Source organism: Microbacterium sp. AZCO (assembly GCF_039614715.1).
Lineage (GTDB): Bacteria > Actinomycetota > Actinomycetes > Actinomycetales > Microbacteriaceae > Microbacterium.
On sequence record NZ_CP154857.1, the window covers coordinates 3,313,814 to 3,340,196 of the forward strand.

At 70.4% G+C, this 26,383-nt stretch carries 27 protein-coding genes; 15 read left to right on the forward strand and 12 right to left on the reverse strand.

What is annotated here, in order from left to right; all coding sequences use genetic code 11:
- Positions 1 to 9 precede the first annotated feature (9 nt).
- The 3 genes from pcaG to AAIB33_RS15110 all read right to left on the reverse strand — a co-directional run bounded on the left by pcaG (position 10) and on the right by AAIB33_RS15110 (position 2,308).
- Positions 10 to 600 carry a protocatechuate 3,4-dioxygenase subunit alpha gene (gene pcaG, locus AAIB33_RS15100; RefSeq protein ID WP_345800784.1) on the reverse strand — a complete coding sequence of 197 codons (591 nt, stop codon included), beginning with the start codon at positions 598 to 600 and terminating at the stop codon, positions 10 to 12.
- Positions 600 to 1,469: a protocatechuate 3,4-dioxygenase subunit beta gene (pcaH, locus tag AAIB33_RS15105; protein WP_345800785.1), complete on the reverse strand. Its 870-nt coding sequence runs from the start codon at positions 1,467 to 1,469 to the stop codon at positions 600 to 602. Before pcaH ends, pcaG begins: the two co-directional genes overlap by 1 nt.
- Before the next feature lie 77 nt (positions 1,470 to 1,546).
- A complete protein-coding gene (locus AAIB33_RS15110) occupies positions 1,547 to 2,308 on the reverse strand; it encodes an IclR family transcriptional regulator (RefSeq protein WP_345800786.1) in 762 nt (253 codons plus the stop codon).
- Between the two features lie 65 nt (positions 2,309 to 2,373).
- Between AAIB33_RS15110 and AAIB33_RS15115 the strand changes: the two genes are divergently transcribed.
- The 4 genes from AAIB33_RS15115 (at position 2,374) to AAIB33_RS15130 (ending at position 5,921) form a co-directional block, all read left to right on the forward strand.
- Positions 2,374 to 3,123, forward strand: coding sequence for an IclR family transcriptional regulator (locus tag AAIB33_RS15115; protein WP_345800787.1), 750 nt, complete (start codon positions 2,374 to 2,376; stop codon positions 3,121 to 3,123).
- A 197-nt stretch (positions 3,124 to 3,320) separates the two neighbouring features.
- A complete protein-coding gene (locus AAIB33_RS15120; protein WP_345800788.1) occupies positions 3,321 to 4,508 on the forward strand; it encodes a 4-hydroxybenzoate 3-monooxygenase in 1,188 nt (395 codons plus the stop codon).
- 211 nt (positions 4,509 to 4,719) lie between these two features.
- Complete coding sequence (locus tag AAIB33_RS15125; RefSeq protein ID WP_345800789.1) at positions 4,720 to 5,427, forward strand: MFS transporter; 708 nt, start codon at positions 4,720 to 4,722, stop codon at positions 5,425 to 5,427.
- Positions 5,409 to 5,921 (forward strand): hypothetical protein, encoded by a 513-nt coding sequence (locus AAIB33_RS15130; RefSeq protein WP_345800790.1) that lies wholly within the window; start codon positions 5,409 to 5,411, stop codon positions 5,919 to 5,921. Before AAIB33_RS15125 ends, AAIB33_RS15130 begins: the two co-directional genes overlap by 19 nt.
- A 23-nt stretch (positions 5,922 to 5,944) precedes the next feature.
- Here the strand turns inward: AAIB33_RS15130 and AAIB33_RS15135 are convergent, their stop codons facing one another.
- Positions 5,945 to 6,442 (reverse strand): MarR family winged helix-turn-helix transcriptional regulator, encoded by a 498-nt coding sequence (locus AAIB33_RS15135; protein WP_345800791.1) that lies wholly within the window; start codon positions 6,440 to 6,442, stop codon positions 5,945 to 5,947.
- Positions 6,443 to 6,552: 110 nt separating this feature from the next.
- Between AAIB33_RS15135 and AAIB33_RS15140 the strand changes: the two genes are divergently transcribed.
- From AAIB33_RS15140 to AAIB33_RS15155, 4 genes are all read left to right on the forward strand, one after another.
- Entirely contained in the window at positions 6,553 to 7,470 is a 918-nt protein-coding gene (locus AAIB33_RS15140; RefSeq protein WP_345803450.1) for an SDR family NAD(P)-dependent oxidoreductase, read from the forward strand.
- 34 nt (positions 7,471 to 7,504) lie between these two features.
- Positions 7,505 to 8,392 (forward strand): amidohydrolase family protein, encoded by an 888-nt coding sequence (locus tag AAIB33_RS15145; RefSeq protein ID WP_345800792.1) that lies wholly within the window; start codon positions 7,505 to 7,507, stop codon positions 8,390 to 8,392.
- A 25-nt stretch (positions 8,393 to 8,417) separates the two neighbouring features.
- Positions 8,418 to 8,870 carry a MaoC family dehydratase gene (locus AAIB33_RS15150; RefSeq protein ID WP_345800793.1) on the forward strand — a complete coding sequence of 151 codons (453 nt, stop codon included), beginning with the start codon at positions 8,418 to 8,420 and terminating at the stop codon, positions 8,868 to 8,870.
- Between the two features lie 67 nt (positions 8,871 to 8,937).
- Positions 8,938 to 10,461: a long-chain fatty acid--CoA ligase gene (locus AAIB33_RS15155; protein ID WP_345800794.1), complete on the forward strand. Its 1,524-nt coding sequence runs from the start codon at positions 8,938 to 8,940 to the stop codon at positions 10,459 to 10,461.
- Between the two features lie 20 nt (positions 10,462 to 10,481).
- Here the strand turns inward: AAIB33_RS15155 and AAIB33_RS15160 are convergent, their stop codons facing one another.
- From AAIB33_RS15160 to AAIB33_RS15180, 5 genes are all read right to left on the reverse strand, one after another.
- On the reverse strand, positions 10,482 to 11,327 hold the full coding sequence (locus AAIB33_RS15160; protein ID WP_345800795.1) for a PaaX family transcriptional regulator C-terminal domain-containing protein: 846 nt from the start codon (positions 11,325 to 11,327) through the stop codon (positions 10,482 to 10,484).
- Positions 11,324 to 12,130 (reverse strand): ABC transporter ATP-binding protein, encoded by an 807-nt coding sequence (locus tag AAIB33_RS15165; protein ID WP_345800796.1) that lies wholly within the window; start codon positions 12,128 to 12,130, stop codon positions 11,324 to 11,326. The genes AAIB33_RS15160 and AAIB33_RS15165 overlap by 4 nt, the downstream gene beginning before the upstream one ends.
- On the reverse strand, positions 12,123 to 12,947 hold the full coding sequence (locus AAIB33_RS15170) for an ABC transporter permease (protein ID WP_345800797.1): 825 nt from the start codon (positions 12,945 to 12,947) through the stop codon (positions 12,123 to 12,125). The genes AAIB33_RS15165 and AAIB33_RS15170 overlap by 8 nt, the downstream gene beginning before the upstream one ends.
- On the reverse strand, positions 12,944 to 13,774 hold the full coding sequence (locus tag AAIB33_RS15175) for an ABC transporter permease (protein WP_345800798.1): 831 nt from the start codon (positions 13,772 to 13,774) through the stop codon (positions 12,944 to 12,946). Before AAIB33_RS15175 ends, AAIB33_RS15170 begins: the two co-directional genes overlap by 4 nt.
- 85 nt (positions 13,775 to 13,859) lie before the next feature.
- Entirely contained in the window at positions 13,860 to 14,843 is a 984-nt protein-coding gene (locus tag AAIB33_RS15180) for an ABC transporter substrate-binding protein (protein WP_345800799.1), read from the reverse strand.
- Positions 14,844 to 15,181: 338 nt separating this feature from the next.
- Here AAIB33_RS15180 and AAIB33_RS15185 point away from each other — a divergent pair, with 338 nt between their 5' ends.
- From AAIB33_RS15185 to AAIB33_RS15205, 5 genes are all read left to right on the forward strand, one after another.
- The gene (locus tag AAIB33_RS15185) at positions 15,182 to 16,027 is read left to right on the forward strand and encodes a methylenetetrahydrofolate reductase (RefSeq protein WP_345803451.1); all 846 of its coding nucleotides are present in this window, start codon (positions 15,182 to 15,184) and stop codon (positions 16,025 to 16,027) included.
- 13 nt (positions 16,028 to 16,040) lie between these two features.
- Positions 16,041 to 16,913, forward strand: a complete 873-nt coding sequence (gene purU, locus AAIB33_RS15190; RefSeq protein ID WP_345800800.1) for a formyltetrahydrofolate deformylase — start codon at positions 16,041 to 16,043, stop codon at positions 16,911 to 16,913.
- A 90-nt stretch (positions 16,914 to 17,003) separates the two neighbouring features.
- The gene (locus tag AAIB33_RS15195; RefSeq protein WP_345800801.1) at positions 17,004 to 18,410 is read left to right on the forward strand and encodes an aminomethyl transferase family protein; all 1,407 of its coding nucleotides are present in this window, start codon (positions 17,004 to 17,006) and stop codon (positions 18,408 to 18,410) included.
- A 73-nt stretch (positions 18,411 to 18,483) separates the two neighbouring features.
- Positions 18,484 to 19,065 carry a PadR family transcriptional regulator gene (locus tag AAIB33_RS15200; RefSeq protein WP_345800802.1) on the forward strand — a complete coding sequence of 194 codons (582 nt, stop codon included), beginning with the start codon at positions 18,484 to 18,486 and terminating at the stop codon, positions 19,063 to 19,065.
- Positions 19,062 to 19,604, forward strand: a complete 543-nt coding sequence (locus AAIB33_RS15205) for a hypothetical protein (RefSeq protein WP_345800803.1) — start codon at positions 19,062 to 19,064, stop codon at positions 19,602 to 19,604. The genes AAIB33_RS15200 and AAIB33_RS15205 overlap by 4 nt, the downstream gene beginning before the upstream one ends.
- Here the strand turns inward: AAIB33_RS15205 and AAIB33_RS15210 are convergent.
- Together AAIB33_RS15210 and AAIB33_RS15215 are read right to left on the reverse strand one after the other, a co-directional pair.
- Positions 19,601 to 20,524 carry a serine hydrolase gene (locus AAIB33_RS15210; RefSeq protein WP_345800804.1) on the reverse strand — a complete coding sequence of 308 codons (924 nt, stop codon included), beginning with the start codon at positions 20,522 to 20,524 and terminating at the stop codon, positions 19,601 to 19,603. The two genes, AAIB33_RS15205 and AAIB33_RS15210, sit on opposite strands and share 4 nt — an antisense overlap.
- Positions 20,525 to 20,675: 151 nt before the next feature.
- A complete protein-coding gene (locus AAIB33_RS15215) occupies positions 20,676 to 22,640 on the reverse strand; it encodes a M13-type metalloendopeptidase (protein ID WP_345800805.1) in 1,965 nt (654 codons plus the stop codon).
- A gap of 203 nt (positions 22,641 to 22,843) precedes the next feature.
- Between AAIB33_RS15215 and AAIB33_RS15220 the strand changes: the two genes are divergently transcribed.
- Positions 22,844 to 24,163, forward strand: a complete 1,320-nt coding sequence (locus tag AAIB33_RS15220) for an MATE family efflux transporter (RefSeq protein ID WP_345800806.1) — start codon at positions 22,844 to 22,846, stop codon at positions 24,161 to 24,163.
- 4 nt (positions 24,164 to 24,167) lie between these two features.
- On the opposite strand, the gene AAIB33_RS15225 is transcribed toward AAIB33_RS15220, so the two are convergent.
- Entirely contained in the window at positions 24,168 to 24,794 is a 627-nt protein-coding gene (locus AAIB33_RS15225) for an RNA methyltransferase (protein ID WP_345800807.1), read from the reverse strand.
- An 84-nt stretch (positions 24,795 to 24,878) separates the two neighbouring features.
- Between AAIB33_RS15225 and AAIB33_RS15230 the strand changes: the two genes are divergently transcribed.
- Positions 24,879 to 26,381: an Nramp family divalent metal transporter gene (locus AAIB33_RS15230; protein WP_345800808.1), complete on the forward strand. Its 1,503-nt coding sequence runs from the start codon at positions 24,879 to 24,881 to the stop codon at positions 26,379 to 26,381.
- The last annotated feature ends 2 nt before the right edge of the window (positions 26,382 to 26,383 follow it).

The window sequence follows — 26,383 nt, forward strand, 5'->3', positions numbered from 1 at the left end:
CCCTTCCGATCAGTACGCGAGGAAGACCGTCTCCTGATCGCCCTGCAGCCGGATGTCGAAGTGCAGCGACCCGTCGGGCTCGCGCGTCGCGATGAGCGTAGCGCGCTCGCCCTCGTCGAGGGAGGCCAGAAGGGGATCGGCGGCGAGGCGCTCGGCGTCCTCCGGGAGGTAGATGCGCGTGTGCAGCTTGTTCGGCAGTCCGCGCGCGAACACGATGACGGCGAAGAACGGCGCCTCGCCGTCGACCGAGCCGGGGTTGCGCGTCCAGAACTCGTAGCGCCCCTCGTCGGTCGTGTACGACCGGCCGAAGCCCGTGAACGTGTGGTCGTCGCGGCGGCGCGAGCCGCGCCCACGCGGGATCGTGCCGTCGGAGTCGGCGCCCCAGATCTCGATGCACGCGTCGGGGATCGGCGCGCCGGCCCCGTCGTACACGGTTCCGCCGAGCACGATCGCCCCCGGCGAGTGCGGGAAGGCGACCTCGTGCATCTTCGGGTAGTTGATGCCGAAGGCGAAGAACGGGCCGATCGTCTGCCCCGGCGAGGCGCCGTGCGTCTTGTCCGGGCGGCCGGCGAGAGCTGCGGCGGTGTCGTGGGAAGCCATCAGTGCTCGCCCTCCTCGGGCTCGAACCAGGTCGCGTCGGGGCCGTCGACCACGATGTCCCACCGGTACCCCATCGAGAACTCCGGGACCGTCAGGTCGTGGTCGTACGCCGCGATGAGGCGGTCGCGGTCCTTCTGGCTGCGGATCGTGTTGTAGATCGGGTCGAGCGGGAAGAGCGGGTCGCCCGGGAAGTAGACCTGCGTGATGATGCGCTGCGTGAACGCCGAGCCGAACACCGAGAAGTGGATGTGCGCCGGCCGCCACGCGTTGATGTGGTTCTTCCACGGGTACGGACCGGGCTTGATCGTCGTGAACTTGTACTCGCCGTCGTCGTTCGTGACGATCCGGCCCGCGCCGGTGAAATTCGGGTCGAGGGGGGCGGGATGCTGGTCGCGCTGGTGGATGTAGCGACCGGCGGCGTTCGCCTGCCAGATCTCGACGAGCTGGTTGCGCAGCGGCCGGCCCCACGAGTCGAGGAGACGCCCCTCGATCGTCATGCGCTCGCCCTGCGGCTCGCCCGTGTGCTGCAGCGTGAGGTCGGACTCGATGAGCGCGACGTCACGCTGGCCGAACGCGGGCGACCACAGCTCGATCGTCTCGGGGTCGACGAGACGGGGATTCTTGGTCGGGTGGCGCAGGATGCTGGAGCGGTACGGCGCGAAGTCGTACAGCGTCGTCGGTACCCGCTCTCCCGCGGCGAGCCGGCGCTCGGCGTCGGCGTGGAGGTCGATGATCTCCTGCGTGATCCGGCTCTGCGTCGGCATGTCGTGCGAGGCGAGCAGCGTCTCCGGTGCAGCGGCGGTCGGCTCGAGCACGACGGATGACGAGAACGCCTCCTGGCCCTGGCGGTCTGAGTCGACGACGGTCATGAAGTCCCCTTCGACGGTCACACGTGGTCGGTCTCAGGGTCGCACCGGGGTCGCGGCATCCCGCATCACAATCCCGGTCAGCGGGAAAGCAGGGCGGTGCGGATGTCGCGCGCCGCCTGCACGACGAGTGGTCCGAGCCGTCGCTCGTCGGCCCGATCGAGATGCACGACCACGCCGACGGCGGCGGGCGGGAGCCCCTCGAGCGCGCCGAGGGGAGCCGCGACCGAGACGTTCCCGAGCGTCATCTCCTCGTGCGTCGTCGCGAACCCGCGCTGCCGCGCGCGATCCAGCTCGCCCCGCAGGGCGGCCTCGCTCGTGATCGAGTGCGTCGTCTCACGCTCCAGCGGCTGCGAGAAGAAGCGGTCCAGCCAGAGCTCGTCGCGCGTCGCGAGGAGTGCCTTGCCGACGCCGGTCGTGTGGAGCGGCTGCCGACCGCCCATGCGACTGAGCGTCGGGATCGACCCCGAGCCCGTGATGCGGCCGACGTACAGGGCCGTCGCCGTCTCGGGCGTCGGCGCGTCGAGCACGGCGAGGTGCACGTTCTCGCCCGTCGCCTCGTAGAGCCGCAGCATGTGCGGCAGCGCGGTCTCGCGCAGCTGCAGCGAGAGGGGCGAGAGCTCGCCGAGCTCCCACAGCCGCACGCCGATCGTGTACCGGTGCGCGGGCGCCTTGGCGAGCATCCCGTAGGTCGTGAGCTGTCCGAGCAGGCGATGCAGCGACGACGACGGCAGCCCCGTGAGCTCGCCGATGCGCGCTGCCGTGAGCGCCGGCTCTTCATCCGTGAAGCACTGCAGGACGCGCATCGCGCGCGTCAGCAGGCCCTCCCCGTCGTCGGCCACCGCGTCCTCCCGACCCGAGGCTACTCCCGCATACCCGGCCAGCGGGAGGTGGCATCCTGGGGCGCATGGCCAACTCGCCGTCGGGCGACTCGATGACGCAGCGCATCGTGCGCGTGCTCGACACGTTCACGGCCGACCGCACGGTGCAGACGGCGTCCGAGATCGGGCGCCGCGCCGGCCTTCCCTCGTCCACAGCGCATCGCGTCGTCGACGAGCTCGTGCGCGAGGGGCTCCTCGAACGGGACGACGAGCACCGCGTGCGCCTCGGCCTGCGGCTGTGGGAGCTGGCGCTCCGCGGGTCGCGAGCGCTGCGCCTGCGGCAGGCCGCCCTGCCGCACATGGAGCGGATCCAGGCGCGCGTGCGCGAGCACACGCAGCTCGCCGTGCTCGAGCAGGACTCGGCCCTCTTCCTCGAGCGCCTCTCGCATCCCGAAGCCGGCGCCAACATCACGCGCATCGCGGGACGCCTGCCGCTGCACGCGTCGTCGTCGGGGCTCGTCCTGCTCGCCTACGCCGACGCCGAGGTGCAGGAACGCGTGCTCGCCGGTCCCCTGCCCGCGCTGGCGACGGAGACGGTGGTGGATGCCGCGGCCCTGCGCCGCACCCTCGCCGAGGTGCGCCGGCAGGGCTTCGTGGTCGCGCGCGGGACCGTCGAGGCGGTGTCGACGGGCGTCGCCGTGCCCCTGCGCGACGAGACGGGCGAAGTGATCGCGGCACTGTCGGTCGTCCTGCCGCGGGATGCCGCACCCGACGTCGCGATCACCGAGCTGCTCCGCGCCGCGCGTGCGATCCGGGCGGCCCTCTCCGGTCGCTGAGCCCTCGCGGGTTCGGGCTCGACCCCTCGACAGGGTCGGCGACCGATGACGGGTACCGGTCGCTGAGCGTGTCCAAGCGTCGAAGCGAAACCGGCGACGAGCAATTGCCCATTGATCGGGAAGACGGCGATCTCGCTCGCACGATGCCGCGCACACTGGAGCGCAGCATCCCGAATCATTCGTCGAAGGAGACGTCCATGACCGCCACCGTCCGCACCCGCGTCGCCATCATCGGCGCCGGTCCCGCGGGACTCCTGCTCTCGCACCTCCTCGGCAATGCCGGCATCGAGTCGATCGTCATCGACCAGCGCACGCGCGATGAGATCGAGACGACGATCCGCGCCGGCATCCTCGAGCAGGGCACCGTCGAGGTGCTCGCGTCGTCGGGGGCCTCCGACCGCGTGCTGACCGCCGCCAACCGGCACGAGGGCATCGAGCTGCGCTTCGCGGGCGACGGCCACCGCATCGACTTCGCCGCGCTCGTCGACCGCGCCGTCTACCTCTACCCCCAGCACGAAGCCCTCAAGGATCTCATCAGGGCTCGGCTCGCGGCGGGGCAGGACCTCCGCTTCGGCGTGACGGCGCAGCGCGTCGAGGGTGCCGAGACCGACCGGCCCACTGTGTTCGCCGTCGATGGCGACGGCCAGCCCCTCGCGATCGAGGCCGAGTTCGTCGTCGGTGCCGACGGGTCGCGCAGCGTCGCCCGCGCCGCCGTGACGGGATCGTCGACCGGCGGCTACTTCCGCGAGTACCCGTTCGCGTGGTTCGGCATCCTATGCGAGGCCCCGCCCAGCGCGGAGGAGCTCATCTACTCGAACTCGCCCGACGGCTTCGCGCTCATCAGTCAGCGCAGCGCCACGGTGCAGCGCATGTACTTCCAGTGCGACCCCGAGGTCGACCCGAGCTCGTACAGCGAGGAGCAGCTCTGGGACGAGCTTCAGAAGCGCGTGCCCGGCACGACGCTGCAGGAGGGCCCGATCTTCCAGCGCGACGTGCTGCGCTTCCGCAGCTTCGTCGCGCACGAGCTGCTGAAGGGCCGGGTCGCCCTCATCGGAGACGCGGCGCACACCGTGCCGCCGACCGGCGCGAAGGGAATGAACCTCGCGGTCGCCGACGTGCTCGTGCTCGAGAAGGCGCTGCGCGCGCTGCTGCTCGAGAACGACCAGCGGCCGCTCGAGGCCTTCCCCGAGACGGCGCTGCACCGCATCTGGAAGGCCCAGCACTTCTCCTGGTGGATGACGAGCATGCTGCACGTCGCTCCGGATGCCTCCGACTTCGACCGTCGCCGCCAGCTCGGCGAGCTTCGTTCCGTCGTCGAGTCCGAAGCCGGCCGCACATTCCTCGCCGAGGCGTACACGGGCTGGCCGCTGGAGGGCCTCGCCTGACCGGCCTGACCTGCATGTCCCACTTTCCACCGCATACGGCGGCTGGAGCATCGCAAAGTGGGACATGAGGTCGGGGAAGTGGGACATCGCGGGGCGGGCGCCGGGGATGGTGGGGGATGCCGCCGGGCCGGGGTCCGCGGGGCGGGGCGCCAGAGGGGTGGGGGATGCCGCCGGGCCGGGGTCCGCGGGCCGGGTGTAGAGTCCGATGCCTATGGGCGAAGGGAAGCGGACGCCGGCGATCGCGATGCTGCTCGTCGCCGTGTGCCTGGTCGCCGCGAACATGCGGCCGGCGATCACCGGCCTCGGCCCGCTCCTCGACCAGATCGGCGCCGACACCGGTCTCTCGGTCACGGCCCTCGGGCTCCTCGCCGCCGTCCCGCTCATCGCGTGGGCGGTGTTCTCGCCGCTCGCGCACGAGCTGAGCCGGCGGTTCGGACAGCCCCGCACACTGCTGTGGTCGCTGCTCGTCCTGCTCGCGGGGACCCTCGTGCGCTCGCTCATCCAACCGGTCGCGGCCCTGTGGATCGGCACCGCGATCATCGGCATCGGCATCGCGATCATCAACGTGCTGATGCCCGCCGTGGTCAAGCGCGAGTTCCCGCGGCATGTCGCCGCAGTGACAGCCGTTTACACGGCGCTGCTCGCGGGGCTCGGCGCCGTCTCGTCCGGCGTCGCCGTGCCGATCTCGCACATCGACCTCGGCGGGGAGCCCGCCGGATGGCGCTTCGCGCTCCTCGTCACGGGGCGGCTCTCCTGCCGTTCGCGATCGTCGCGTGGTGGTGGGCGCACCGCGGCGGCCGTCGCGCGCACGACCGCACGTCCTCCCCCCGAGGTCGAACGGGCATCTGGACCGATCGGGTCGCATGGCTGGTCGCGGCGTACATGGGCCTTCAGGCATCCATGTTCTACATGTTCGTGACGTGGCTCGCGCCGCTGTCGATGTCGATCGGCCGGCCGGAGGTCGTCGCGGGAATCGACGTCATGGTCTATCAGCTGTTCTCTCTCGCCGGCTGCATGCTCCTCCCGCTCATCCTCCGCGGTGGCCTCGAGCGGTGGGCGCCCGCGCTCATCCCGTCCCTCGCGATCATCGGCGTCATCGGACTCATGGTCGCGCCCGCCGCCGTGCTCGTGTGGGCCTCGCTCATCGGCCTCACCGGCGGTGCGACCCTCGCGATGTCGCTGACCCTGATGGCGCAGCGGGCGCGCGACCACGACACCTCGGCGGCACTGTCCGGGATGTCCCAGTCGGTCGGCTACGTGATCGCCGCGCTCGGACCTATCGCGTTCGGCGCCCTGCACAGCCTCACAGGCGAGTGGCTGGCGTCGCTCGCACTCGTGCTCGTGGTCCTCGTCGCGCTGACGGCCGTAGGAGTTTTCGCCGGCCGCGACCGCTACGTCCTCGAGCGGCGCTGAGCCGCGGCATCGTTCGCGCCGCGTCAGCCCGGGTAGGCGATGCGGGCGAGCAGACCGATGAGGATCGTCCGCTCGTCCTCGCTCACGTCGCCGTGCAGATCGCGCTCGGCGGCACGCGCGGCCCGGACGGCACGCGCGTGGAGGGCGCGCCCCTCGTCTGTCGCCACGACGACGTTCGCGCGCCGGTCGGCGGGGTCGGGGGTGCGGGCGACGAGCCCGCGCTTCTCGAGCTGGTCGACGAGGGCCACGACCTGGCTGGGATCGAGGCGGAGGAACTCGGAGAGATCGCGCTGGGTCGGACGGACGTCGCCCGCGGCGAGCGCGAGCACGGAGAAGGAGCGCACCTTCAGGCCGAGGTCGGCGAGAGCGGCGTTGCCCGCGGCGACGGAGAGGGCATTGGCGCGGGCGAGGAGAAAACTGACGTCCCTGCCGAAGTCGCTCTCGCGCAGCCGGTCGGTCGCCGCCGACGCGGCGCGCGCACCCGCGGCGGGGCGGTCGCCTGCACTCGGGCTGCTCTGCATGGGCCGACCTTACCAAATACTGAGATCTACAACCGTTGACTTTTTCAATGAATCTGTGCTCAGATGATCTCGCCGGCGTCGGCCGGCACGTCCTCACGAAGGAGCACGCGATGTCACTCGACGGCAAGGTCGCCATCGTCACCGGATCCGGCCGAGGACTCGGCCTCGCCTACGCGCAGGAACTCGCACGCCAGGGCGCAGCCGTCGTCGTCAACGATGTCGACCCTGCAGCGGCAGCCGCGGCCGTCGAGTCGATCGAGACCGTCGGCGGGCGGGCTGTCGCGGTCGTCGCCCCCGTGGGGCCGACCGAGACGGCGAAGCAGCTCGTCCAGACCGCCGTCGAGACCTTCGGCGGCCTCGACATCCTCGTCACCAACGCCGGGGTGCTGCGCGACACCGTGCTGTGGAAGATGAGCGACGACGACTTCGACACCGTGATCGGCATCCACCTGCGCGGCACGTTCACGTGCGTCCGCGAGGCGGCCACCTACATGCGCGAGGACGGGGTGGCGGGCCGCGTCATCTGCATCGGCTCGCCCACGGGGCAGCGCGGCAACTTCGGCCAGACGAACTACGCGGCCGCGAAGGCCGGCATCGTCGGCATGGTGCGCACGTGGGCTCTCGAGCTGAAGCGCGCGAACATCACGGTCAACGCCGTCATCCCCGTCGCCGCGACCGCGATGACCGCGACGGTCCCCTACTTCGCCGCTGCCGTCGAAGCCGACGAGAAGGGCGAGGCGATGCCCGCGTTCTTCCGCCACGACCTCGGCTTCGGGACGTCCGACGACGTCGCCGGCCTCATCGCCTATCTCGCGTCGGATGCCGCGGCCGGCGTCTCGGGCCAGGCCATCGGCGTGGGCGGCGACCGCCTGCAGCTGTGGTCGCATCCCGAGCCCGTGCAGACGGCCTACCACGACGGCGGCTGGACCTTCGAGAGCCTCGTCGACGGGTTCCCCGCCTTCATCGAGGGCAACGAGCAGACGGTGGGCGAGAGGTTCCCGCCGCTCCCCGACGAGCTGCAGCGCTGACCCTTCGTCAGGCTCAGGGACCGCCGGACGCGAAATGACCACCCGCTACGAATCAGCGATCGACGTCGCCGCGCTCACGGCGATCGACGTGCACGTGCACATCGAGGTCGACGGGCACGGGCACCACTCCCTCCCCGACGATCTCGTCGAGGCGGCCTCCCGGTACTTCTCGGCCGACGGACCGCGCCCCGATCTCGACTCCGTCGCCGCCTACTACCGCGAGCGCCGCATGGCAGCCGTCGTCTTCACCGTCGACGCCGAGACGCAGCTCGGCCACTCCCCCGTGTCGAGCGCCGAGATCGCCGAGGGTGCGGCACGGAACAACGACGTGCTCATCCCGTTCGGATCCGTGGATCCCCGCCGCACCGACGCGGTGGACCGGGCGCGGCGGCTCGTGGAGGAGCACGGGGTGCGCGGCTTCAAGTTCCACCCCACGGTGCAGGGGTTCGATCCGAGCGACGAGCGCCACTATCCGCTTTACGCGGTGATCCAGGATGCCGCGGTCCCGGCGCTCTTCCACACGGGGCAGACCGGGATCGGCGCCGGTCTGCCGGGTGGGCGCGGTCTTCGGCTCGGCCTGTCCAACCCGATCCTGCTGGACCCGGTCGCCGCGGACTTCCCCGACCTCCAGATCATCATGGCCCACCCCTCGGTGCCGTGGCAGGACGAGGCCCTCTCCGTCGCGACCCACAAGCACAACACCTGGATCGACCTCTCAGGCTGGAGTCCCAAGTACTTCCCCGAGACGCTCGTGCGCGCCGCGAACTCGTACCTCAAGAGCCGCGTGCTCTTCGGCTCGGACTTCCCCCTGCTGACCCCCGATCGGTGGCAGCGCGACGTCGCGACGACGGCGCTCAAACAGGAAGTCATGCCCGGCATCCTCAAGGACAACGCGGTCCGCCTCCTCGGACTCGGCGCATGAATTCCCATCCATCGAAGGAGACCCCATGACCACCACCGTCGACTATTCCGACGTCGCAGGCCTCGCCGGCACGGACCTCGGCTGGACCGAATGGCTCGAGGTCACGCAGGACCGCGTCGACCTCTTCGCTGATGCGACCGACGACCACCAGTGGATCCACGTCGACCCGGTGCGCGCAGCGGACGGACCGTTCGGCGGGCCGATCGCGCACGGATTCCTGAGCCTCTCTCTCACGGTGAAGTTCTGGTCGGAGCTGTTCGACGTGACCGACGTCACGACGCGCGTCAACTACGGGCTCGACAAGGTGCGCTTCGTCTCGCCCGTCAAGGTCGGCGCGCGCGTGCGGATGAACGCCGTCATCGCGGAGGTCACCGAGGTGCGCGGCGGATACCAGTTCGCCGTCGACCAGACCATCGAGATCGAGGGTGCGGACAAGCCCGCCGTCGTCGCGCGCGGGCTGTACCGCTTCTACGCCTGACCGGGACGTCCTCGGCCCGAACGTCCTCGGACCGCACGCCCTCGCACCGCACGCTCGAAGGAGAGACATGCGCAATCGCGGCATCGGCTTCTGGCTCGCCAAGCGCCGGCTGAAGAACCCCGGCAAGACCGCCGTCGTCTTCGGCGACGACGTGCTCCCCTATCGACAGCTCGCCGACGACGCCGACCGCGTCGCGGCCGTGCTGTGGCATCGCGGCATCCGCAAGGGCGACGCCGTCGCGTACATCGGCGAGAACAGCCCCCAGTTCCTCGAGGTGATGTTCGGCGCGGCGCAGCTCGGCGCCGTGTTCGTCCCGGTCAACACGCGGCTCGCCGCGCCCGAGATCAGCCACGTCCTCGTCGACTCGGGCGCGCGAGCCGTCGTGCTCGACGCGGAGTTCCTCGAGCGGGCGATGGCGGGGGTGGAGGCCGGGCGCATCGCGCACGTCATCGTGACCGGCGACGGGACGCCGCAGCATCCCGGACTGGCGCGCCTCATCACCCAGGCCTCCGGCGGACACACCGTCGCCGACGTCGAGCTGGACGACCCTGCCGCCATCATCTACACGTCGGGGACGACGGGGCGGCCCAAGGGCGCCGTGCTGAGCAACGGCAACCTCACGTGGGTCGCCCTCAACTGCATCGTCGACTACGACGTCGTCTCGACCGACGTCTCGCTCATGATCTCGCCGCTCTTCCACGTCGCCTCGCTCGGGATGGGAGCCCTTCCCGTGCTCCTCAAGGGCGCGACGCTCGTGCTCGAGAAGGGCTTCGAGGCGGGCCGGGCACTCGCCCTCATCGAGCGGCACGGCATCACGATGCTGAGCGGCGTGCCCACGACGTACCAGATGATGGCCGACCATCCGGCCTGGGCGACGACCGACCTGTCATCGCTGCACAAGCTCACGTGCGGCGGCTCCGCGGTGCCGACGCGCATCCTCAACGCGTACGAGGATCGCGGACTCTCGTTCTCGCAGGGGTACGGCATGACCGAGACCTCTCCCGGTGCGACCTCGCTGTCGCCCGAGATGACCCGCGCGAAGCAGGGCAGCGTGGGGCTGCCGCACTTCTTCACCGAGGTGCGCATCGCCGACGAGCATGGCGACGTCGTTCCCCGCGGCACGATCGGCGAGATCGAGGTCGCGGGCCCGAACGTGTTCCTGGGCTACCACGGCATGCCCGACGCGACGGTGCAGGCCTTCACCGACGACGGCTGGTACCGCTCCGGCGACCTCGGATACCTCGACGAGGACGGCTACCTCTTCATCGCCGATCGGCTGAAGGACATGATCATCTCGGGCGGCGAGAACATCTATCCGGCCGAGGTCGAGAACCTCATCGCCGACATCGAGGGCATCTCGGGCGTCGCGGTCGTGGGCGTTCCCGACGAGCGCTGGGGCGAGGTCCCCTGGGCGGTCGTGACCCTCCGCGACGGTGCCGAGGTGGACACGGAGGCGGTCCGGCGTCACCTCGAGGGCCTCGTGGCGCGCTACAAGCTGCCGAAGAACGTCATCGTCGTGGAAGACCTCCCCCGCACCGCGTCGGGCAAGATCCGCAAGGCGGATCTTCGCGCGCGCTACGGCGACGCCTGAGCGGGCCGGCACCCGCCCGCTCAGCCGATGAGCGCCGCGAAATCGCGAACGGCGGGGAAGGCGAACTCCCGGTGCCGACGTGTGAAGAGCTCGAACGAGCGGTCGGCGGGCCAGTCGTCGCCCATGTACTGCCGAGGCAGGCGCGGGTCCGCGCGCAGCAGCGCGAGCCAGTCCGCCACGAGGAGGGTGCGCGCCGTGACGGGAGCGAGGTCGGCCGCGGCATCCTCCCGCTCCCAGTGCGCGATGAACTCGTGGTGCGCCTCGCGGATCCTCTCGACGTCCCACGCCATCCGCACCGCATCCGCCATGGGGAACCCGTCGAGCTCCGTGGCGGAGAAGGCGATGACGGATGCCGGCGGCAGGTCGGGAATCAGCGCGCCCAGTGCCGCCGCGAGGTCGACCCGCCCCGGCGCGATCCACAGCCCATCGCGGACGGCGCCGAAGCCCGACCACGTGAGGGCCGCCCGCAGGCGATGCCGCAGATCGCGGAGGTTCTCCGGGATGGTGAAGGTCACGAGCGTCCACCCCTCCCCGAGGGGCTCGAACGGCGCGGGCCCGTTGACGCGGCCCGACGCCTCCCTGAGCACCTCGTTGCCGTGGGGCGTCAGTTCGAAGCCGATCTCGCGCCCGAGCCGGTGGCGCTCGAGCAGGCCGCTCGCGACCATGCGGTCGAGGTTCGTGCGCACGGCGGGAGCGGCGACCCCCGCTCCCTCGAGCACGGTCAGCAGCACGGAGGTGCGCAGGGGCTCGAAGTAGCGATCGCAGACGTACTCGCCGAAGAACGCGAGGAGGAGCTGCCGCGGCTTGCGCGTCAGCACGGACGTCTCGGCGGCCGCGCGCGCCGTCGCGGTGACCGAGCCCGTCATGCCGGCGAGCCTGGCCGCACGGCCTCACCGCGCTTCGCACGCTGAATCTGCTCGTAGACGTGCGTGCGCAGCTCGGTGAACCGTGGAAGCGCCCGCGTCGTGATCTGGTCGCGCTCCGGGGCGAGATCGATGGCGAGATCCTCCTGCACCCACGTCGGCGACTTGGAGAGGACGACGACCCGCTCACCCAGATAGACCGACTCGTCGATGTCGTGCGTCACGAAGAGGATCGACATGCCCCGGTCGCGGTGGAGCGTCCGGACGAGGTCTTCAAGGTCGGCCCGGGTCTGCGCGTCGACCGCCGCGAACGGCTCGTCCATGATGAGCACCTCGGGCTGATACGCGACGGCGCGGGCGATCGCCACGCGCTGCTGCATCCCTCCGGAGAGCTGCCACGGGTAGCTGCGGGCTGCATGCTCGAGGCCGACGGCGAGGAGGGCGTCGTCGATGAGCCGATCGCGCTCGCTGCGGGAGAGTCCCTTGTGCTTGAGGGGCAGCTCGACGTTGCCGCGGACCGTGAGCCAGGGATAGAGGCTCCGGCCGTACTCCTGGAACACGAGCGCCATGTTCGGCGGTGGTGCCGTGACCCGCTGACCGTGCAGCTCGACGAGGCCGGCGGTGGGCCGGAGGAGTCCCGCGATGCACTTCAGGAGCGTCGTCTTGCCGCATCCCGACGGCCCGACGATGCAGACGAGCTCGCCCGGCGCCATCGCGAAGCTGATGTCGCCGATGGCCTCGACGCTTCCGGTCGAGGACTCGTAGACCTTCTTGAGGTGCTCGACCTCGAGGAGCACGTCAGGCACGCTCCACCTCCTTGATTCCGTGATACCACCGCAGCACCCGCCGCTCGACGAACCCGAAGATCGCGGCGAGCAGCACGCCGATGAGTCCGAGCAGCAGGATGCCGCTCCACATCTCGGCGATGAGGTAGTTGCGCTGGAAGTAGACGATCTGGAAGCCGACTCCCGACGACGAGTAGCCGAGCTCGGAGATGACCATGAGGATGAGTGCGATCGACAGGGACTGCCGCACGCCCGCCATGATGCGCGGGCTCGCCGCCGGCAGGACGAGGAAGCGCAGCCGCTCCCCCCGCGTCAGCGCGAAGGAGCGCGCCGTCTCGGTCATGACCGAATCGGTCGAGCGCACGCCCTCGATCGTGTTCAGGAGGATCGGCCAGACCGATCCCACGACGATCACGACGACCTTCATCGCGTCCGTCGGCCCCATCAGCACGACGAAGATGGGCAGCAGCACGGGCGGCGGAACCGCCCGGAAGAACTCCAGCATCGGCTCGAGCAGCTCGCGCAGCCACCGGTTCAGACCGATGAGCATCCCCGCCGCGATTCCGACGGCGATCGAGATCACGATGCCGACGCCGAGTCGGGCGAGACTCGGCAGCACGTCGGTGAAGAACGCCGGACCGATCCACGTGTCGACGAACGCCTGGAGCAGCTCCGACGGCGACGGGAAGAACTGGGCCGGGGCGACGGTCGCCCAGATCCCCCAGATGACGACGAGGATGAGCGGCAGCCCGATGGCATAGGCGGTGTTCTCGCCGATCTTCGCCCAGACGCGCGACGGGCGCCGGGGGGTGACGACGGTGCTTGTGTAGAGGGTCACAGGACCTCCTCCCCGCGGACCGACTGGTGCCATGAGAGGGCGCGCCGCTCGACGGCTCGGAAGACGAGGTTGATGAGCACTCCGAGCACCCCTGTCACGATGACGAGCGCGTACACGGTCGGGTAGTTGCCGGCCGACTGCGCGAAGACGATCTCGCGGCCGAGACCCGGGTTGCCGATGAACATCTCGGCCGTGATCGCGAGGATCAGGGCGACCGCCGCAGCGAGTCGCAGGCCGGTCATGAGGTACGGGAGCGCGGTGGGGAAGACGAGGTTCACGATGCGCGAGCTGCGCGAGAGGCCGAAGCTCCGGGCGGTGTCACGCGCGACGGCGTCGACGTCGGCGACGCCGTAGAGCACCTGGATGAAGACCTGCCAGAAGCTCGCGAACACGATGATCACGAGCGCCGCCTGCAGCTGATACCCGTACATGAGCACGGCGAGCGGAATGAGCGCGACCGAGGGGATCGGACGCAGGAACTCGACGGTCGTGTGCGTCGCGCGGCGCAGGAACGGGACGAGCCCGATCACCGTGGCCAGCACCGTGCCGAGCACGGTCGCGATGGCGAGCCCGATGCCCCACGCCGTCATGGTGCGGCCCACGTTCCGCCAGAACTCGAGGTCCCTCATCTGCTGGCCGAGCGCGGCGAGCGTCTCGGTCGCGGTCGGGAAGAAGCGGGGGTCGACGACCCCGAGCGTGGGCAGGAGCTGCCACGTCACGAGGAAGCCGAGGATGCCGGCGAGGCCGAGGACGACCTTGCGCAGCGTCCGCTGGCGGCGCGGCGAGCGCACCCGCGCGGGCGCGGCGCCCAGGGTGGCGGTGGCCATGGGTGCTCCGATCGGGAACGCGGGTCGGGTGGAGCGGATGAGGGGCCGGATGCCTGGCTGCGGCATCCATCCCCTCATCGCGTGGCTACTGCTGCTGGATCAGACGGGAGTAGTCGGGCTCGGACTCGATGTAGCCGAACTCGAGCGCGAGGGCGCCCAGGTCTTCGATGCCGGCGTCGCCGAGGTCCCAGGTGAAGGTCGGCAGCGTGATGCCGGCCGCGGCCTCGTCGGGGATCTTGAGGTTCTTCGCGATCGCCGCGCGCACGGCGTCCTCGTGCGAGGAGGCCCAGTCCAGCGCCTCGGACATCGCGGCCGAGTAGGCCTTGACGAGGTCCGGCTTCTCGTCCATGAGCTTCTGGCTCGTGATGTTCGTGAGCACGGTGAGGCCGGGGATCGTGGCCTGGTAGGGCTGCAGGACAGAGGTTCCGCCGCCGCCGACGATCATGGCGCGGAACGGGTCCGGCGCCCAGGCGGCATCCATCGTCCCCGCTTCGAGCTGTGCCGGGACGTCGGGGAAGGCGACCTCGACGAACTTGATCGTCGAGGGGTCGCCGCCGTCGTCCTGCACGGCCTTGCGGATCGTCAGGTCGCCGGCCGCGCCGATGGTGTTGACCGACACGGTCTTGCCCGCGAGGTCGGCCGGACGCGTGATTCCCGAGTCGGCCTTGGCGACCACCGCGTTGACGTCGGTGCCCGTCGGGAGACTGTTCGCGTAGTCGCCGATGATCGTGACGCCGAGGTCCTGGAGGTCGGCGCGGATCGGGCCGAAGGGCTGTCCGATGGCGAACTGGATGTCGCCGCTCAGGAGGGCCGGGATGGCATTGGCGCCTCCCTGCGCGGGGACGACCTCGATCTCGAGGCCGTGATCGGCGAAGATCCCCTCGTCTATCGCCGCCCAGAGGGCGCCCGTCTCGGCGATGGGAAGGGCAGCGACGCGGACGGGGGTCATCTCCCCGCTTTCACCGGCGTCGGTGGGTGCTCCGCTGGGCGGGGCGGCGGAATCGGTGCAGCCCGCGAGGGCAAGGGCTGCAGCGGCGAGGATGCCGAAGCCGGCAAGTCTCTTCTTCATCGAGGAGGCCTCTCATGACGGGTGTGGACAGGAACCTCGACGGGCGCCATCCGCCGCGAGCGGAGGGCCAGCACGTCGTCGTGGTGACGCTCTCATGGTGGAACGAAGGACGTTGAGTGTCAATACTTTCTTGACGATCGACACAGAAGAATTGAATATCGATGCCTCCGCGGCCACCCGGATTACCTCTTGCCATTACCTATGTCGATAGGTACCGTTGTTACACCCCGCGACGCAGAGACGCCCGCATGAGGAAAGGACCTCGACCCGTGGCACGCACGTCCCCCGCACCCGATCGGCAGGCGGCCCGCGACCTCGTCCGCGACTACTCCCTCGAGATGACCGGCAAGGACATCGCCGGTCTCGACGAGGCGAAGCACGCGATCCCGCTCGGCACGAAGATCAACGTCACCTTCCTCGACAACGAGGACCTCGAGATGCGCGTCGCCGCGGCCAAGGCCGTGAAGGACCTCGGCTTCGTCCCCGTGCCGCACATCTCCGCCCGTCGCCTGCAGAGTCAGGACCAGCTCGAGGAGTTCCTCGGCCGCCTGCAGGAGGTCGGCGCGACCGGGCATGTCTTCTCGGTGGGCGGTGACCCGACGACGCCCGAGGGCCCGTACGACTCGTCGCTCGCGCTGATCCAGTCGGGGCTCCTGCCCAAGTACGGCGTGCGCGAAGTCTCGATCGCAGGCTACCCAGAGGGTCACCCCGACATCCCCGACGACGTGCTGTGGCGGCACCTGGAGGACAAGTCCGCAGCCCTCAAGGACCAGGGGATGGATGCCGTCATCCTGACGCAGTTCGCGTTCGACACCGATCCGGTCCTCGACTGGATCCACACCGTCCGCGACCGCGGCATCGCCACGGAGATCCGGATCGGCACGCCCGGCCCCGCCGGGATCAAGCGTCTCCTCGGCTTCGCCCGCCGCTTCGGCATCGGCGCGAACGCGATGATCGTGAAGAAGTACGGCTTCTCGCTGACGAACCTCATGGGCACCGCCGGTCCCGACCGGTTCGTCACCGACCTCGCCTCGCACCTCGCGCACGACCACTCGGCAGGCTCTGAGGCGGGGGGCGCGGGCGCGGCCAGGACGGCCGGAAGTGTCAAACTGCACTTCTACACTTTCGGCGGGCTGCTCGCGACCTCGGAATGGGCGCGCGACTTCATCGCCGCTCAGTCCTAGGAGGCGACTGCCGATGACCCTGCACACCGAGACTCTCCGCGATCACGCGTGTCTCATCGTCCACGGCCCCGACCAGCCCGGTCTGGTCGCGGCCGTCACGGCGCTCGTGACGCGCAATCAGGGCAACATCGTGTCGCTCGACCAGTACTCCGACGACCCCCAGGGCGGCAGCTTCTTCCAGCGCGTCGTCTTCCACCGCACCGATCTGACGGCCGCCCTGCCCGAGATCCACGCCGACCTGGAGAAGACGCTCGAGCCCTACGGCATGGAGTGGCGCCTCACCGACCAGTCGATCCCGAAGCGCATGGCGATCCTCGCGTCGACGAGCGACCACTGCCTCCTCGACCTTCTGTGGCGGCACCGCCGCGGCGACCTGCCCGTGACGATCCCGATGGTCGTCTCCAACCACACGAACACCGCCGAGGACGTGCGGTCGTTCGGCGTTCCGTTCTTCCACGTCCCCTCGCAGGGGCCCGACAAGAGCGAGGCCGAGGCCAAGATCGTCGAGTTGCTGCGCGGCAACGTCGACTTCGTCGTGCTCGCGCGCTACATGCAGATCCTGTCGCCGGACTTCCTCCGTCAGGTCGGCGTTCCCGTGATAAACATCCACCACTCGTTCCTGCCGGCGTTCATCGGAGCCGCCCCCTACCGCAAGGCCAAAGAGCGCGGGGTCAAGCTCATCGGCGCGACGAGCCACTACGTGACCGAGGACCTCGACGAGGGTCCGATCATCGAGCAGGACGTCGTCCGCGTGACCCACGCCGACTCGGCCGCCGACCTGCAGCGCCGCGGTGCCGACGTGGAACGCGCCGTGCTCTCGCGCGCGGTCCTCTGGCACGCGCAGGACCGCGTCATCCGGCACGGAAACCACACGATCGTCTTCTGACGCGGCCTCGAGGGGCCTCGTCGGACGGACCAGAAAGAAGGGATGCCTCGCCCCGAGGCATCCACCCGACCGAACAGAGAGGTTCCCCCCATGGCCGAGAATCTCCAGCAGCTGCTGGACCAGACCAACCCCGTCGAGCTGCTGCGCAACTCGCAGATCGGCTCGTACATCTACCCCGTCGTGCCCGCCGACTTCCAGAACTGGATCAAAGAGCAGAAGGCTTGGCGCGACACGGCCGTGCTGTACGACCAGTCGCACCACATGGACAACGTGTTCCTGCGCGGCTCCGACGCCATCAACCTGATCCGCGACACGGCGATCAACTCGGTCGAGGTCTTCCCCGTCGACCGGGCCAAGCAGTACGTGCCGACGACCGCGTCGGGGCACGTAATCGGCGACGGCATCCTCTTCCACCAGGCCGAGGACGAGTTCGTCTACGTGGGTCGTGCGCCCGCGTCGAACTGGCTCCTCTTCCACGGCGAGACCGGCGGGTACAAGAACCTCGACGTGCAGGTCGACCGCCGCTCGCCGTCGCGTCCCTACGGCGACGCCGTGAGCCGCCGCTACTACCGCTTCCAGATCCAGGGGCCCGCCGCGTGGCAGGTCATCGAGAAGCTCAACGGCGGACCGCTGGAGCAGCTCAAGTTCTTCAGCATGTCGACGATGCAGATCGAGGGCGCGCAGGTGCGCACGCTCCGTCACGGCATGGCGGGGGCGCCGGGGCTCGAGGTGTGGGGCCCCTACGAGGACCACCACCGCGTGCGCGACGCGATCGTCGACGCGGGCGCCGAGTTCGGCCTCGTGCCCGTCGGCTCGCGGGCGTACCCGTCGAACACCCTCGAGTCGGGCTGGATCCCCTCCCCCCTCCCCGCGATCTACACGGGAGAGGCCGAGCGCGCCTACCGCGAGTGGCTCCCCGCCGACGGCTACGAGGCCACCGGCACCCTCGCGGGATCCTTCGTGTCCGACGACATCGAGGACTACTACCTCACCCCGTGGGAGCTCGGCTACGGCTCGTTCGTGAAGTTCGACCACGACTTCATCGGCCGCGACGCCCTCGAGAAGATCGACCCGGCGTCGCAGCGCAAGAAGGTCACGCTCGCCTGGAACGCCGAGGACGTCACCAAGATCTTCGCGTCGCTCCTCGACACCGAGAACGAGAGCTACAAGTTCTTCGATCTGCCGCTCGCCAACTACGGCTCCGCCAATTACGACGCGGTCCAGGATGCCGACGGCACCGTCGTCGGATTCTCGATGTTCACGGGCTACAGCGCGAACGAGAAGCGCGCCCTGTCGCTCGCGACGGTCGACCCCGGGGTGCCCGAGGGCGCCGAGGTCACCGTCGTGTGGGGCGAGCCGAACGGCGGCACGCGCAAGGCCTCGGTCGAGCCGCACCGCCAGCTCGAGGTGCGCGCCGTCGTCTCGCCGGTCCCCTACTCCACGGTGGCCCGCCAGACCTACCACGGCGGCTGGCGCACGCAGTACCAGCTTGCCTGATCCGGCGGTGAGACGACCCCCCTGGCCGGCACCCGGCCAGGGGGTCGGTACGCTCGGAGGCGGAAGGAGTCCGATGAGTCTGCGCTACGCACTGCTGGCGATCCTGCGCGTCGGGCCGCTGTCGGGCTACGACCTGCAGAAGCAGTTCCACCAGTCGGTCGGGCACGTGTGGCACGCGCCGGACTCGCAGATCTACCCCGAGCTGCGCAAGATGGAGGCGGACGGGCTCGTCGAGGCCGAGGAGCAGACGCGCGGCGAGCGCGGCACGCGGCGGCTGTATCACGTGACGGATGCCGGCAACCAGGCGTTCCTCGACTGGATGGCCACTCCCCTCGACTACCAGCGGGTGCGCGACCCCGCGCATCTCCGCGCCGCCTACCTCGAGACGGCCACGCCCGAGGCTGCGCGCCGCTTCCTCGAGGCGCACATCTCGGAGTGGGAGGGTGAGCTCGCGCAGTGGGAGGGCGAGATCGCCCGCATCGACGCCGTCGCCAACCCCATGCTCATGCGCCGGCTCGCCGTGACGCCGCAGTCCGAGCGCGAGCGCACGATCGCCTACAAGCGGTTCGCGTACGAGGGCCTCGTCGAACGGGCTCGCGGCGAGATCGAGTGGGCGCGTCGCGGCCTCTCGCTCGTCGACCGGCTGTATCCGTGAGCCCCGTCCCCGAGTGGTCCCGGATCTGGTACCCGGGAAAGGTCGCCCGCCGGTTCTGGCGGCAGGGCAACAGGGCGACCATCGTCCTCCTCGTCTGCTTCTCCCTCCTGCTCATCAGCGTCCCGATCGCGGCGATCCTGCTGCCTCTCGCCGGCGCCCAGTCCACGGCCGCAGCCGAGGCCGAAGCGGCCGAGCACCTCGACGCGGTCGTCGGGACGCTTCCCTCCGACCTCATCCGGTCGGACGAGGAAGGGTCGGCCACCGAGGAGCCGTGCCCCGGAAACCCCGACAAGAAGCTCGTCCAGATCCATCGCGTCGTCGTGGTCGACCCCGCGTTCGACAAGGCCGGCTGGCTCGATGAGGTGGGCGGCCGGTTCGAGGACTGGCGCCTCAGCCGGCACACGCTCGACACCGACGGCTCCCTCCTCGTCTCGCTCGTCGCGCCGGACCTGTCGCTCGTCAGCGTGCAGTCGGCCGAGACGGCGAACGGCACCGAGCTCACGCTGATCTCGTCATCCCCCTGCGTCGCAGCCGACTAGAAGACGTACTCCATCAGGTCGACGCCGAGCGTGCGGAAGGCGTCGTGCACGCGCAGTCGGTGCGTGATCGAGAGGTCGTCGAAGCACACGATGAGCGCATACGAGACGCCCGCCCGGGGACCGGCGATGACTCCCGCTTCGACGCGGATGCCGGCATCCCGTCCCGTCTTGTTGATGAAGAGAAGCCCGTGCTCGTCGTTCTCGTGCGCGAACGGGTCGAGGCCCGTCGCCGCGGCGACGAGCGACAGGTCGTGATTGAGGCTCAGCCACTCGGCGACCTGCGCGCTGACCCCGGGCGACACGGCCTGCGAGTTGACGAGCGCCGCGAACACCTCGGCGAGCTCGCGTGCCGAGCCGAGGGCGAAGTGGGGCGCGTCGTCGGGGCCGCGCTCGTCACGGAACCGGTCGAGCAGCGCCGCGCGCGAGAGGCCGAGGTCTTCGATGCGCGCACGCACGGCCTCGAGGCCGACGCGCGTGATGAGGAGGTTGGCCGCCGTTGCGTCGCCCGTCGCCGCGGTGAGCACCGCGAGGTCGGAGAGCGGCAGAGCGGGCGCCTTGAGGTGCTGCCACACGCCCCCGACCGCGACGGGGTCGATCGACGACCGCTCGACGATCTCGAGTGGGTCGAGCGTGCCCGCCTCGAAGCCGGCGGCCACCTCGATGAGCAGCGGCACGACACCGAGCCCGGCGACCGGCAGCGTCACGAAGTCGTCGCCCGAGAGCACCGACGTGCCGCGGTCGAGGTCGTTGACGCGCACCGAGATGCGCGCGCCGAAGCCCGCGAGCTCGTCGAGCGATTTCAGCGTGGAAGTGAACGAGCGGCGCCCCACAGCCGCGCGCTTGGGGAGCCGACGGTTGCCGCGCCTCGACCCGCGGAGCGAGTCGAGGGCGCGGTCAGAGGGCTCAGGGGACGTGCCCACGAGGCCGCTTCCTTTCGGGGTGTTCGGGAGGGTGTGAAAGGCGCGCCGGCCGGCGCGAAACAGGTACATCGTCGTCGTGTCTTGCGGGGTGCTGGAACGGGTATCGCGTTGTCATGCCGCCCGACCGGGTACCCGGGCGGCATGGGGCGTGTCACCAGATGGTGACGCGCTGGTCCTCGGGCAGCCAGAGGGCGTCCGTGTCGGTGACGCCGAATGCATCGTAGAACGCGTCGATGTTGCGCACGATCTGATTGCACCGGAATTCGTTGGGCGAGTGCGGGTCGATCGTCAGCAGGCGGATGGTCTCGGCATCCCGACCCTTCTGCTGCCAGATCTGACCCCAGCTGAGCAGCAGGCGCTGGATGCCGGTGAACCCGTCGATCTCGGGCGCCTCGGCGCCGTCGAGCGACAGCTCGTACGCCTTGATGGCGATCCCCAGCCCGCCGAGGTCGCCGATGTTCTCGCCGATCGTGAGCGCACCGTTGACCTTGTACTCGTCGGACAGGCCCTGCGGCGTCAGCTCGCTGTACTGAGCGATGAGGTGCTTCGTGCGCTCCTCGAAGGCTGCGCGGTCGTCGTCGGTCCACCAGTCGCGCAGCGACCCGTCGCCGTCGAAGCGGCTGCCCTGGTCGTCGAAGCCGTGGCCGATCTCGTGCCCGATCACGGCGCCGATGCCACCGTAGTTGGCCGCCGCGTCGCGATCCGCCTCGAAGAACGGGTGCTGCAGGATCGCCGCGGGGAACACGATCTCGTTCATGAGCGGGTTGTAGTACGCGTTCACCGTCTGCGGCGTCATGTACCACTCGTCGCGGTCGATCGGCTTGCCGACCTTGTCGAGCTGGCGATCGTGCTCGAGCACGTGCGACCGGCCGACATTGCCGACGAGGTCGGCCGGGTCGATCTCGAGACCCGAGTAGTCCTTCCACTTCACCGGGTAGCCGATCTTCGGCGTGAAGGCGTCGAGCTTGGCGAGCGCGCGCTCGCGCGTCTCGGGGCTCATCCACGGAAGCTCGGCGATCGAGCGGCGGTAGGCCTCGATGAGGTTCGCGACGAGCTCGTCCATCGCCTCCTTCGCGGCCGGCGGGAAGTGACGCTCGACGTAGACCTTGCCGATCGCCTCGCCCATTGCGGCCTCGGCGAGGCCGACGCCGCGCTTCCAGCGCTCGCGGATGACCGGGACGCCGGTGAGCTGCGTGCCGTAGAACGCGAAGTTCTCGTCGACGAACTCGTCGGTGAGGAACGGGGCGGCGGCGTGCACGACCGAGAAGCGCAGCCACGCCTTCCAGTCCTCGAGGTGGTCCTCGACGAGGAGCGCGCCGAGGCCCTCGAGGAAGCTCGGCTGGTACACCACGACCTCGGCGAAGGCATCGGGATGCCCCGGCGCGACGCCGTCGAGCCACGGCTGCAGGTCGACGCCCACGAGCTCCTGCACCTCGGCCCACGTCTTGAGGTTGTAGGTCGCGACCGCGTCGCGGCTGCGGACGTTGTCCCAGTGGTGCGCGGCGAGCTCGGTCTCGAGCGTCGTGATGCGGTCGGCGGATGCGGCGGGCTCGGCGATGCCGGCGAGTGCGAGCATCTTCTCGACGTGCTCGCGGAAGGCGATGCGCGTCTCGCCGAAGTTCTCGAGGCGGTAGTACGACTCGTCGGGAAGCGACAGCCCGCCCTGCACGAGGAACGGCAGGTAGCGCGTCGGGTTGCCCGGGTCGGGCTCGACGTAGAGCGTGATCATGCCGCCGAGGCCGTCCCGCTCGAACTCGCCCACCGTCCGCAGCAGCTCGGGCACGGACGTGACGGCGTCGACCTTCGCGAGGCGCTCCGCGAGCGGGGCGGCGCCCGCCTCGGCGATGCGGCCGGTGTCCATGAAGCTCGAGTAGAGGTCGCCGATCTTGCGGGCCTCGCTGCCGGGCTCCGCCTGCTGCGACTCCTCGACGATCGCGCGGACGTCCTTCTCGGCCTGCTCCGCGATGAGGTGGAAGGAGCCCCAGCGCGCCTTGTCGTCGGGGATCTCGGTGCGCGCGAGCCACGCGCCGTTGACGTGGCGGAAGAGGTCGTCCTGCGGGCGGATCTCAGGGCTCAGTTCATCGAGCGTGAGACCGGATCGGGGGCTCTCGGTCATTCGACCAGGATATGCCGTCCTCCGACACGGAAACCTGGATGCCTCCCGTCGGAGAAGATCACGATCGTCGGACGATTCGGCGGGAATCCTCCGACGGAGGCGCGATCCTCCGACGCAGGCACGGTCTTCCGACGGAGCACATCCCCGGACGCGGGCGCGATCCGCCGACGGAGCGGCCGCCGCACCCGCCGTAGGCTCGGAGCGTGGCCCCCGACACGCTGAACCGCGACATCCTGCGGCTGGCCGTGCCGGCGCTCGGCGCACTCATCGCCGAGCCGCTGTTCCTCATCGTCGACTCGGCTCTTGTCGGGCACCTCGGCGTCGAGCCGCTCGCGGGCCTGGGCATCGCCTCGGCGGTGCTGCAGACGATCGTCGGGCTCATGGTCTTCCTCGCCTACTCCACGACGCCCGCCGTCGCCCGGCGCTTCGGCGCGGGCGATCCGACGAAGGCCGTGTCCGTGGGCATCGACGGCATGTGGCTGGCGCTCGGACTCGGCGCGATCCTCGCGCTGGCCGGCTTCGTCGCGACGCCGTTCCTCGTCGGGCTCTTCGGCGCCACGCCCGGCGTCGCCGCGGAGGCCGTGACGTACCTCGGCATCTCGATGTGGGGACTCCCCGCGATGCTGGTCGTGTTCGCCGCGACGGGTCTCCTGCGCGGCCTGCAGGACACGGTCACGCCGCTCTGGATCGCCGGACTCGGCTTCGCCGCGAACGCCCTGCTCAACTGGGCGTTCATCTACGGCCTCGGCTGGGGCATCGCGGGCTCCGCCGCCGGCACGGTCGTCGCGCAGTGGGGCATGGTCGCCGCATACGTCGTGGTCGTCGGCCGGCTCGCACGCCGGCACGAGGCATCCATCCGCCCTCATCGGGAGGGTGTGCGGGGGTCGGCGCGCTCGGGCGGCTGGCTGTTCCTGCGCACCGTCTCGCTGCGCGTCGCGCTCCTCGCGACCGTCGTCGTCGCGACGGCGCTCGGCACGGAGGAGCTCGCCGGCTGGCAGGTCGCCTTCACGATCTTCTCGACCGCTGCATTCGCCCTCGACGCCCTCGCGATCGCGGCGCAGGCCCTCATCGGCAAGGGCCTCGGCGCCGAGGACCAGCCGCTCGTGCACCGCGTGCTGGGCCGCACCGTCGCGTGGGGCGTGTGGTTCGGCGTGCTCGTGGGCGCGGTCATCGGCGTCTTGTCGGGCATCATCGGCCTGCTCTTCACGGGCAGCGCCGAGATCGCCGCGCTCGTGCAGCCGGCGCTCATCGTGCTCGCCGTCGCCCAGCCGATCTGCGGCGTCGTGTTCGTGCTCGACGGCGTGCTCATCGGCGCCGGCGACGGCCGCTACCTCGCGGTCGCGGGTGGCATCAACCTCGTGCCGTTCCTGCCGTTCCTCGCGATCCTGGCGTGGCTGCAGCCGACCGGCGCGGCCGGTCTCGCGTGGCTGTCGGTCGCGTTCTTCGGCGTCTACATGCTCGCGCGTCTCGGCACGCTCGGCTGGCGCGTGCGCGGCGCCGCCTGGATGACCGCCGGCGCCTGACCCGCTACGCCCAGCGGCGGCACCACTCGTACATGACGACGGCGGCCGCGGCGCTGGCGTTGATCGAGCGCGTCGAGCCGTACTGCGTGATCTCGACGGTCCGGGATGCCGCGGCCAGCGCCTCGGGCGACAGCCCAGGGCCCTCCTGCCCGAAGAGCAGCACGCAGCGCTCGGGCAGCTCCGCCCGGTCGACGGGCACCGAGCCGTCGACGTTGTCGACGGCGATGACCGGCAGGGATGCGGCCTCCGCCCAGGCCGCGAAGGCGTCGACATCCTCGTGGTGCCGCACGTGCTGGTAGCGGTCGGTCACCATCGCGCCACGGCGGTTCCAGCGCCGCCTGCCGATGATGTGCACCTCGGCGGCGAGGAAGGCGTTGGCCGATCGCACGATCGAGCCGATGTTCATGTCGTGCTGCCAGTTCTCGATCGCGACATGGAAGGGATGCCGCTTCCGATCGAGGTCCGCGACAATCGCGTCCATCGACCAGTAGCGGTACTCGTCGACGACGTTGCGCGTGTCGCCGTGGGCGAGCAGCTCCGGGTCGAGCCGCGCGTCGTCGGGCCACTCGCCCGGCCAGGGTCCGACGCCGTACGGCAGCTGCGGCTCGGCGTCGGCGGGCTCGTCGGTCACCGCCTCAGGCTAGCCGCGGACCCCCGCGCGACCCGCCTCGCCCTCAGGGTTTCGGCATCCCGAAATCGGGCGTAGGTTTTCGGTATGCCGAAAACAGCGACGGCCCCCGCCGTCGTCGAGACCCCGCGCCGTGGCGGAGTGCCGCGCGCCGCGTGGCTGATCGGCCCTGCCCTCGTCGCCGGCGTCGCCTACCTCGACCCCGGCAACGTCGCGAGCAACATGACGGCCGGCGCCCAGTACGGCTACCTCCTCGTCTGGGTCGTCGTGCTCGGCAACGTCATGGCCTGGCTCATCCAGTACCTGTCCGCGAAGCTCGGCATCGTCACGGGGCTCAGCCTCCCCGAGGCGCTCGGCCGCCGCATCCGCAGCACTTGGGGGCGCCGGGCCTACTGGCTGCAGGCCGAGCTCGTCGCGATGGCGACCGACATCGCCGAGGTCATCGGCGGCGCGGTCGCGCTCAACCTGCTGTTCGGCATCCCACTCCTGTGGGGCGGCGCGATCACGGGCACCGTGTCGATCGTGATGCTGCTCATCCAGTCCCGCCGCGGCCCCAAGACGTTCGAGTTCGTCGTGATCGGGCTCATCGTCGTCATCGCCGTCGGCTTCACGTTCGGGGTCGTCGTCGCACCGCCCGATCCGGCGGGCGTCGTCGCGGGCCTCGTGCCGCGGTTCGAGGGGGCCGGCTCCGTGCTGCTCGCTGCCTCGATCCTGGGCGCCACGATCATGCCGCACGCGATCTACGCGCACAGCGCGCTCGCGCGGGATCGTTTCGCGCCCGCCGGGCCGCCGGCATCCTCCGGGGGGATGGATGCCGGCGCCCCGGCCTCGCACCGCAGCGCAGGAGATCGCCGCAGCGCAGGAGGCAGAGGGATGCCGCGGCCCGGCGACGTGGCGATCTCCGACGCTGCGGCGGGGGCATCGGCGAAGGGCGCATCGGCGCAGGGGGCATCGGCGCACGGGGCATCGGCGCAGGGGCTATCGGCGGCGGGGGCCCCGCCGCAGCGGCCGGATCTCGCCGAGCTTCGAGGGATCCCGACGAGCCGGCTGCTGCGTGCGACCCGCTGGGACGTGTCGATCGCGATGATCATCGCCGGCACGGTGAACCTCTGCATCCTGCTGCTCGCGGCCGCGAACCTCGCCGGGGTGCCGGGCACGACGTCGCTCGAGGGCGCCTACGACGCGCTCTACGCGGGGCTCGGTCCCGTCGTCGCGACGCTGTTCGCCGTGGGCCTCCTCGCGAGCGGTCTCGCCTCGACGTCGGTCGGCGCGTATGCGGGCGCGGAGATCATGCACGGCCTGCTGCGCATCGACGTGCCGCTGCTCGCGCGCCGTCTCGTGACGCTCATTCCGGCGCTCGTGATCCTCGGAGTCGGGTTCGACCCCACTGTCGCCCTCGTGCTGAGCCAGGTCGTGCTGTCGTTCGGCATCCCGTTCGCCCTCATCCCGCTCGTCGCGCTCACCGCGCGGCGCGATGTGCTGGGCCGGTTCCGCAGCCACCCCGCGACGACGACGGCGGGGGTCGCGGCATCCCTCTTCCTCATCGCGCTCAACGCGACGCTCCTCTGGCTGCTGTTCACCGGCGGGTAGCC

Bases quoted from the DNA above. Each gene is read 5' to 3' on its own strand.
- AAIB33_RS15125 (WP_345800789.1), top strand. From the start codon at position 4,720: ATGGGCGAAGGGAAGCGGACGCCGGCGATCGCGATGCTGCTCGTCGCC.
- AAIB33_RS15180 (WP_345800799.1), bottom strand. From the start codon at position 14,843: ATGAAGAAGAGACTTGCCGGCTTCGGCATCCTCGCCGCTGCAGCCCTT.
- AAIB33_RS15155 (WP_345800794.1), top strand. From the start codon at position 8,938: ATGCGCAATCGCGGCATCGGCTTCTGGCTCGCCAAGCGCCGGCTGAAG.
- AAIB33_RS15230 (WP_345800808.1), top strand. From the start codon at position 24,879: ATGCCGAAAACAGCGACGGCCCCCGCCGTCGTCGAGACCCCGCGCCGT.
- AAIB33_RS15195 (WP_345800801.1), top strand. From the start codon at position 17,004: ATGGCCGAGAATCTCCAGCAGCTGCTGGACCAGACCAACCCCGTCGAG.
- AAIB33_RS15145 (WP_345800792.1), top strand. From the start codon at position 7,505: ATGACCACCCGCTACGAATCAGCGATCGACGTCGCCGCGCTCACGGCG.
- AAIB33_RS15115 (WP_345800787.1), top strand. From the start codon at position 2,374: ATGGCCAACTCGCCGTCGGGCGACTCGATGACGCAGCGCATCGTGCGC.
- AAIB33_RS15160 (WP_345800795.1), bottom strand. From the start codon at position 11,327: ATGACGGGCTCGGTCACCGCGACGGCGCGCGCGGCCGCCGAGACGTCC.
- AAIB33_RS15120 (WP_345800788.1), top strand. From the start codon at position 3,321: ATGACCGCCACCGTCCGCACCCGCGTCGCCATCATCGGCGCCGGTCCC.
- AAIB33_RS15215 (WP_345800805.1), bottom strand. From the start codon at position 22,640: ATGACCGAGAGCCCCCGATCCGGTCTCACGCTCGATGAACTGAGCCCT.
- AAIB33_RS15135 (WP_345800791.1), bottom strand. From the start codon at position 6,442: ATGCAGAGCAGCCCGAGTGCAGGCGACCGCCCCGCCGCGGGTGCGCGC.
- AAIB33_RS15200 (WP_345800802.1), top strand. From the start codon at position 18,484: ATGAGTCTGCGCTACGCACTGCTGGCGATCCTGCGCGTCGGGCCGCTG.
- AAIB33_RS15140 (WP_345803450.1), top strand. From the start codon at position 6,553: ATGTCACTCGACGGCAAGGTCGCCATCGTCACCGGATCCGGCCGAGGA.
- pcaH (WP_345800785.1), bottom strand. From the start codon at position 1,469: ATGACCGTCGTCGACTCAGACCGCCAGGGCCAGGAGGCGTTCTCGTCA.
- AAIB33_RS15175 (WP_345800798.1), bottom strand. From the start codon at position 13,774: ATGGCCACCGCCACCCTGGGCGCCGCGCCCGCGCGGGTGCGCTCGCCG.
- pcaG (WP_345800784.1), bottom strand. From the start codon at position 600: ATGGCTTCCCACGACACCGCCGCAGCTCTCGCCGGCCGCCCGGACAAG.
- purU (WP_345800800.1), top strand. From the start codon at position 16,041: ATGACCCTGCACACCGAGACTCTCCGCGATCACGCGTGTCTCATCGTC.
- AAIB33_RS15185 (WP_345803451.1), top strand. From the start codon at position 15,182: ATGACCGGCAAGGACATCGCCGGTCTCGACGAGGCGAAGCACGCGATC.
- AAIB33_RS15150 (WP_345800793.1), top strand. From the start codon at position 8,418: ATGACCACCACCGTCGACTATTCCGACGTCGCAGGCCTCGCCGGCACG.
- AAIB33_RS15130 (WP_345800790.1), top strand. From the start codon at position 5,409: ATGTTCTACATGTTCGTGACGTGGCTCGCGCCGCTGTCGATGTCGATC.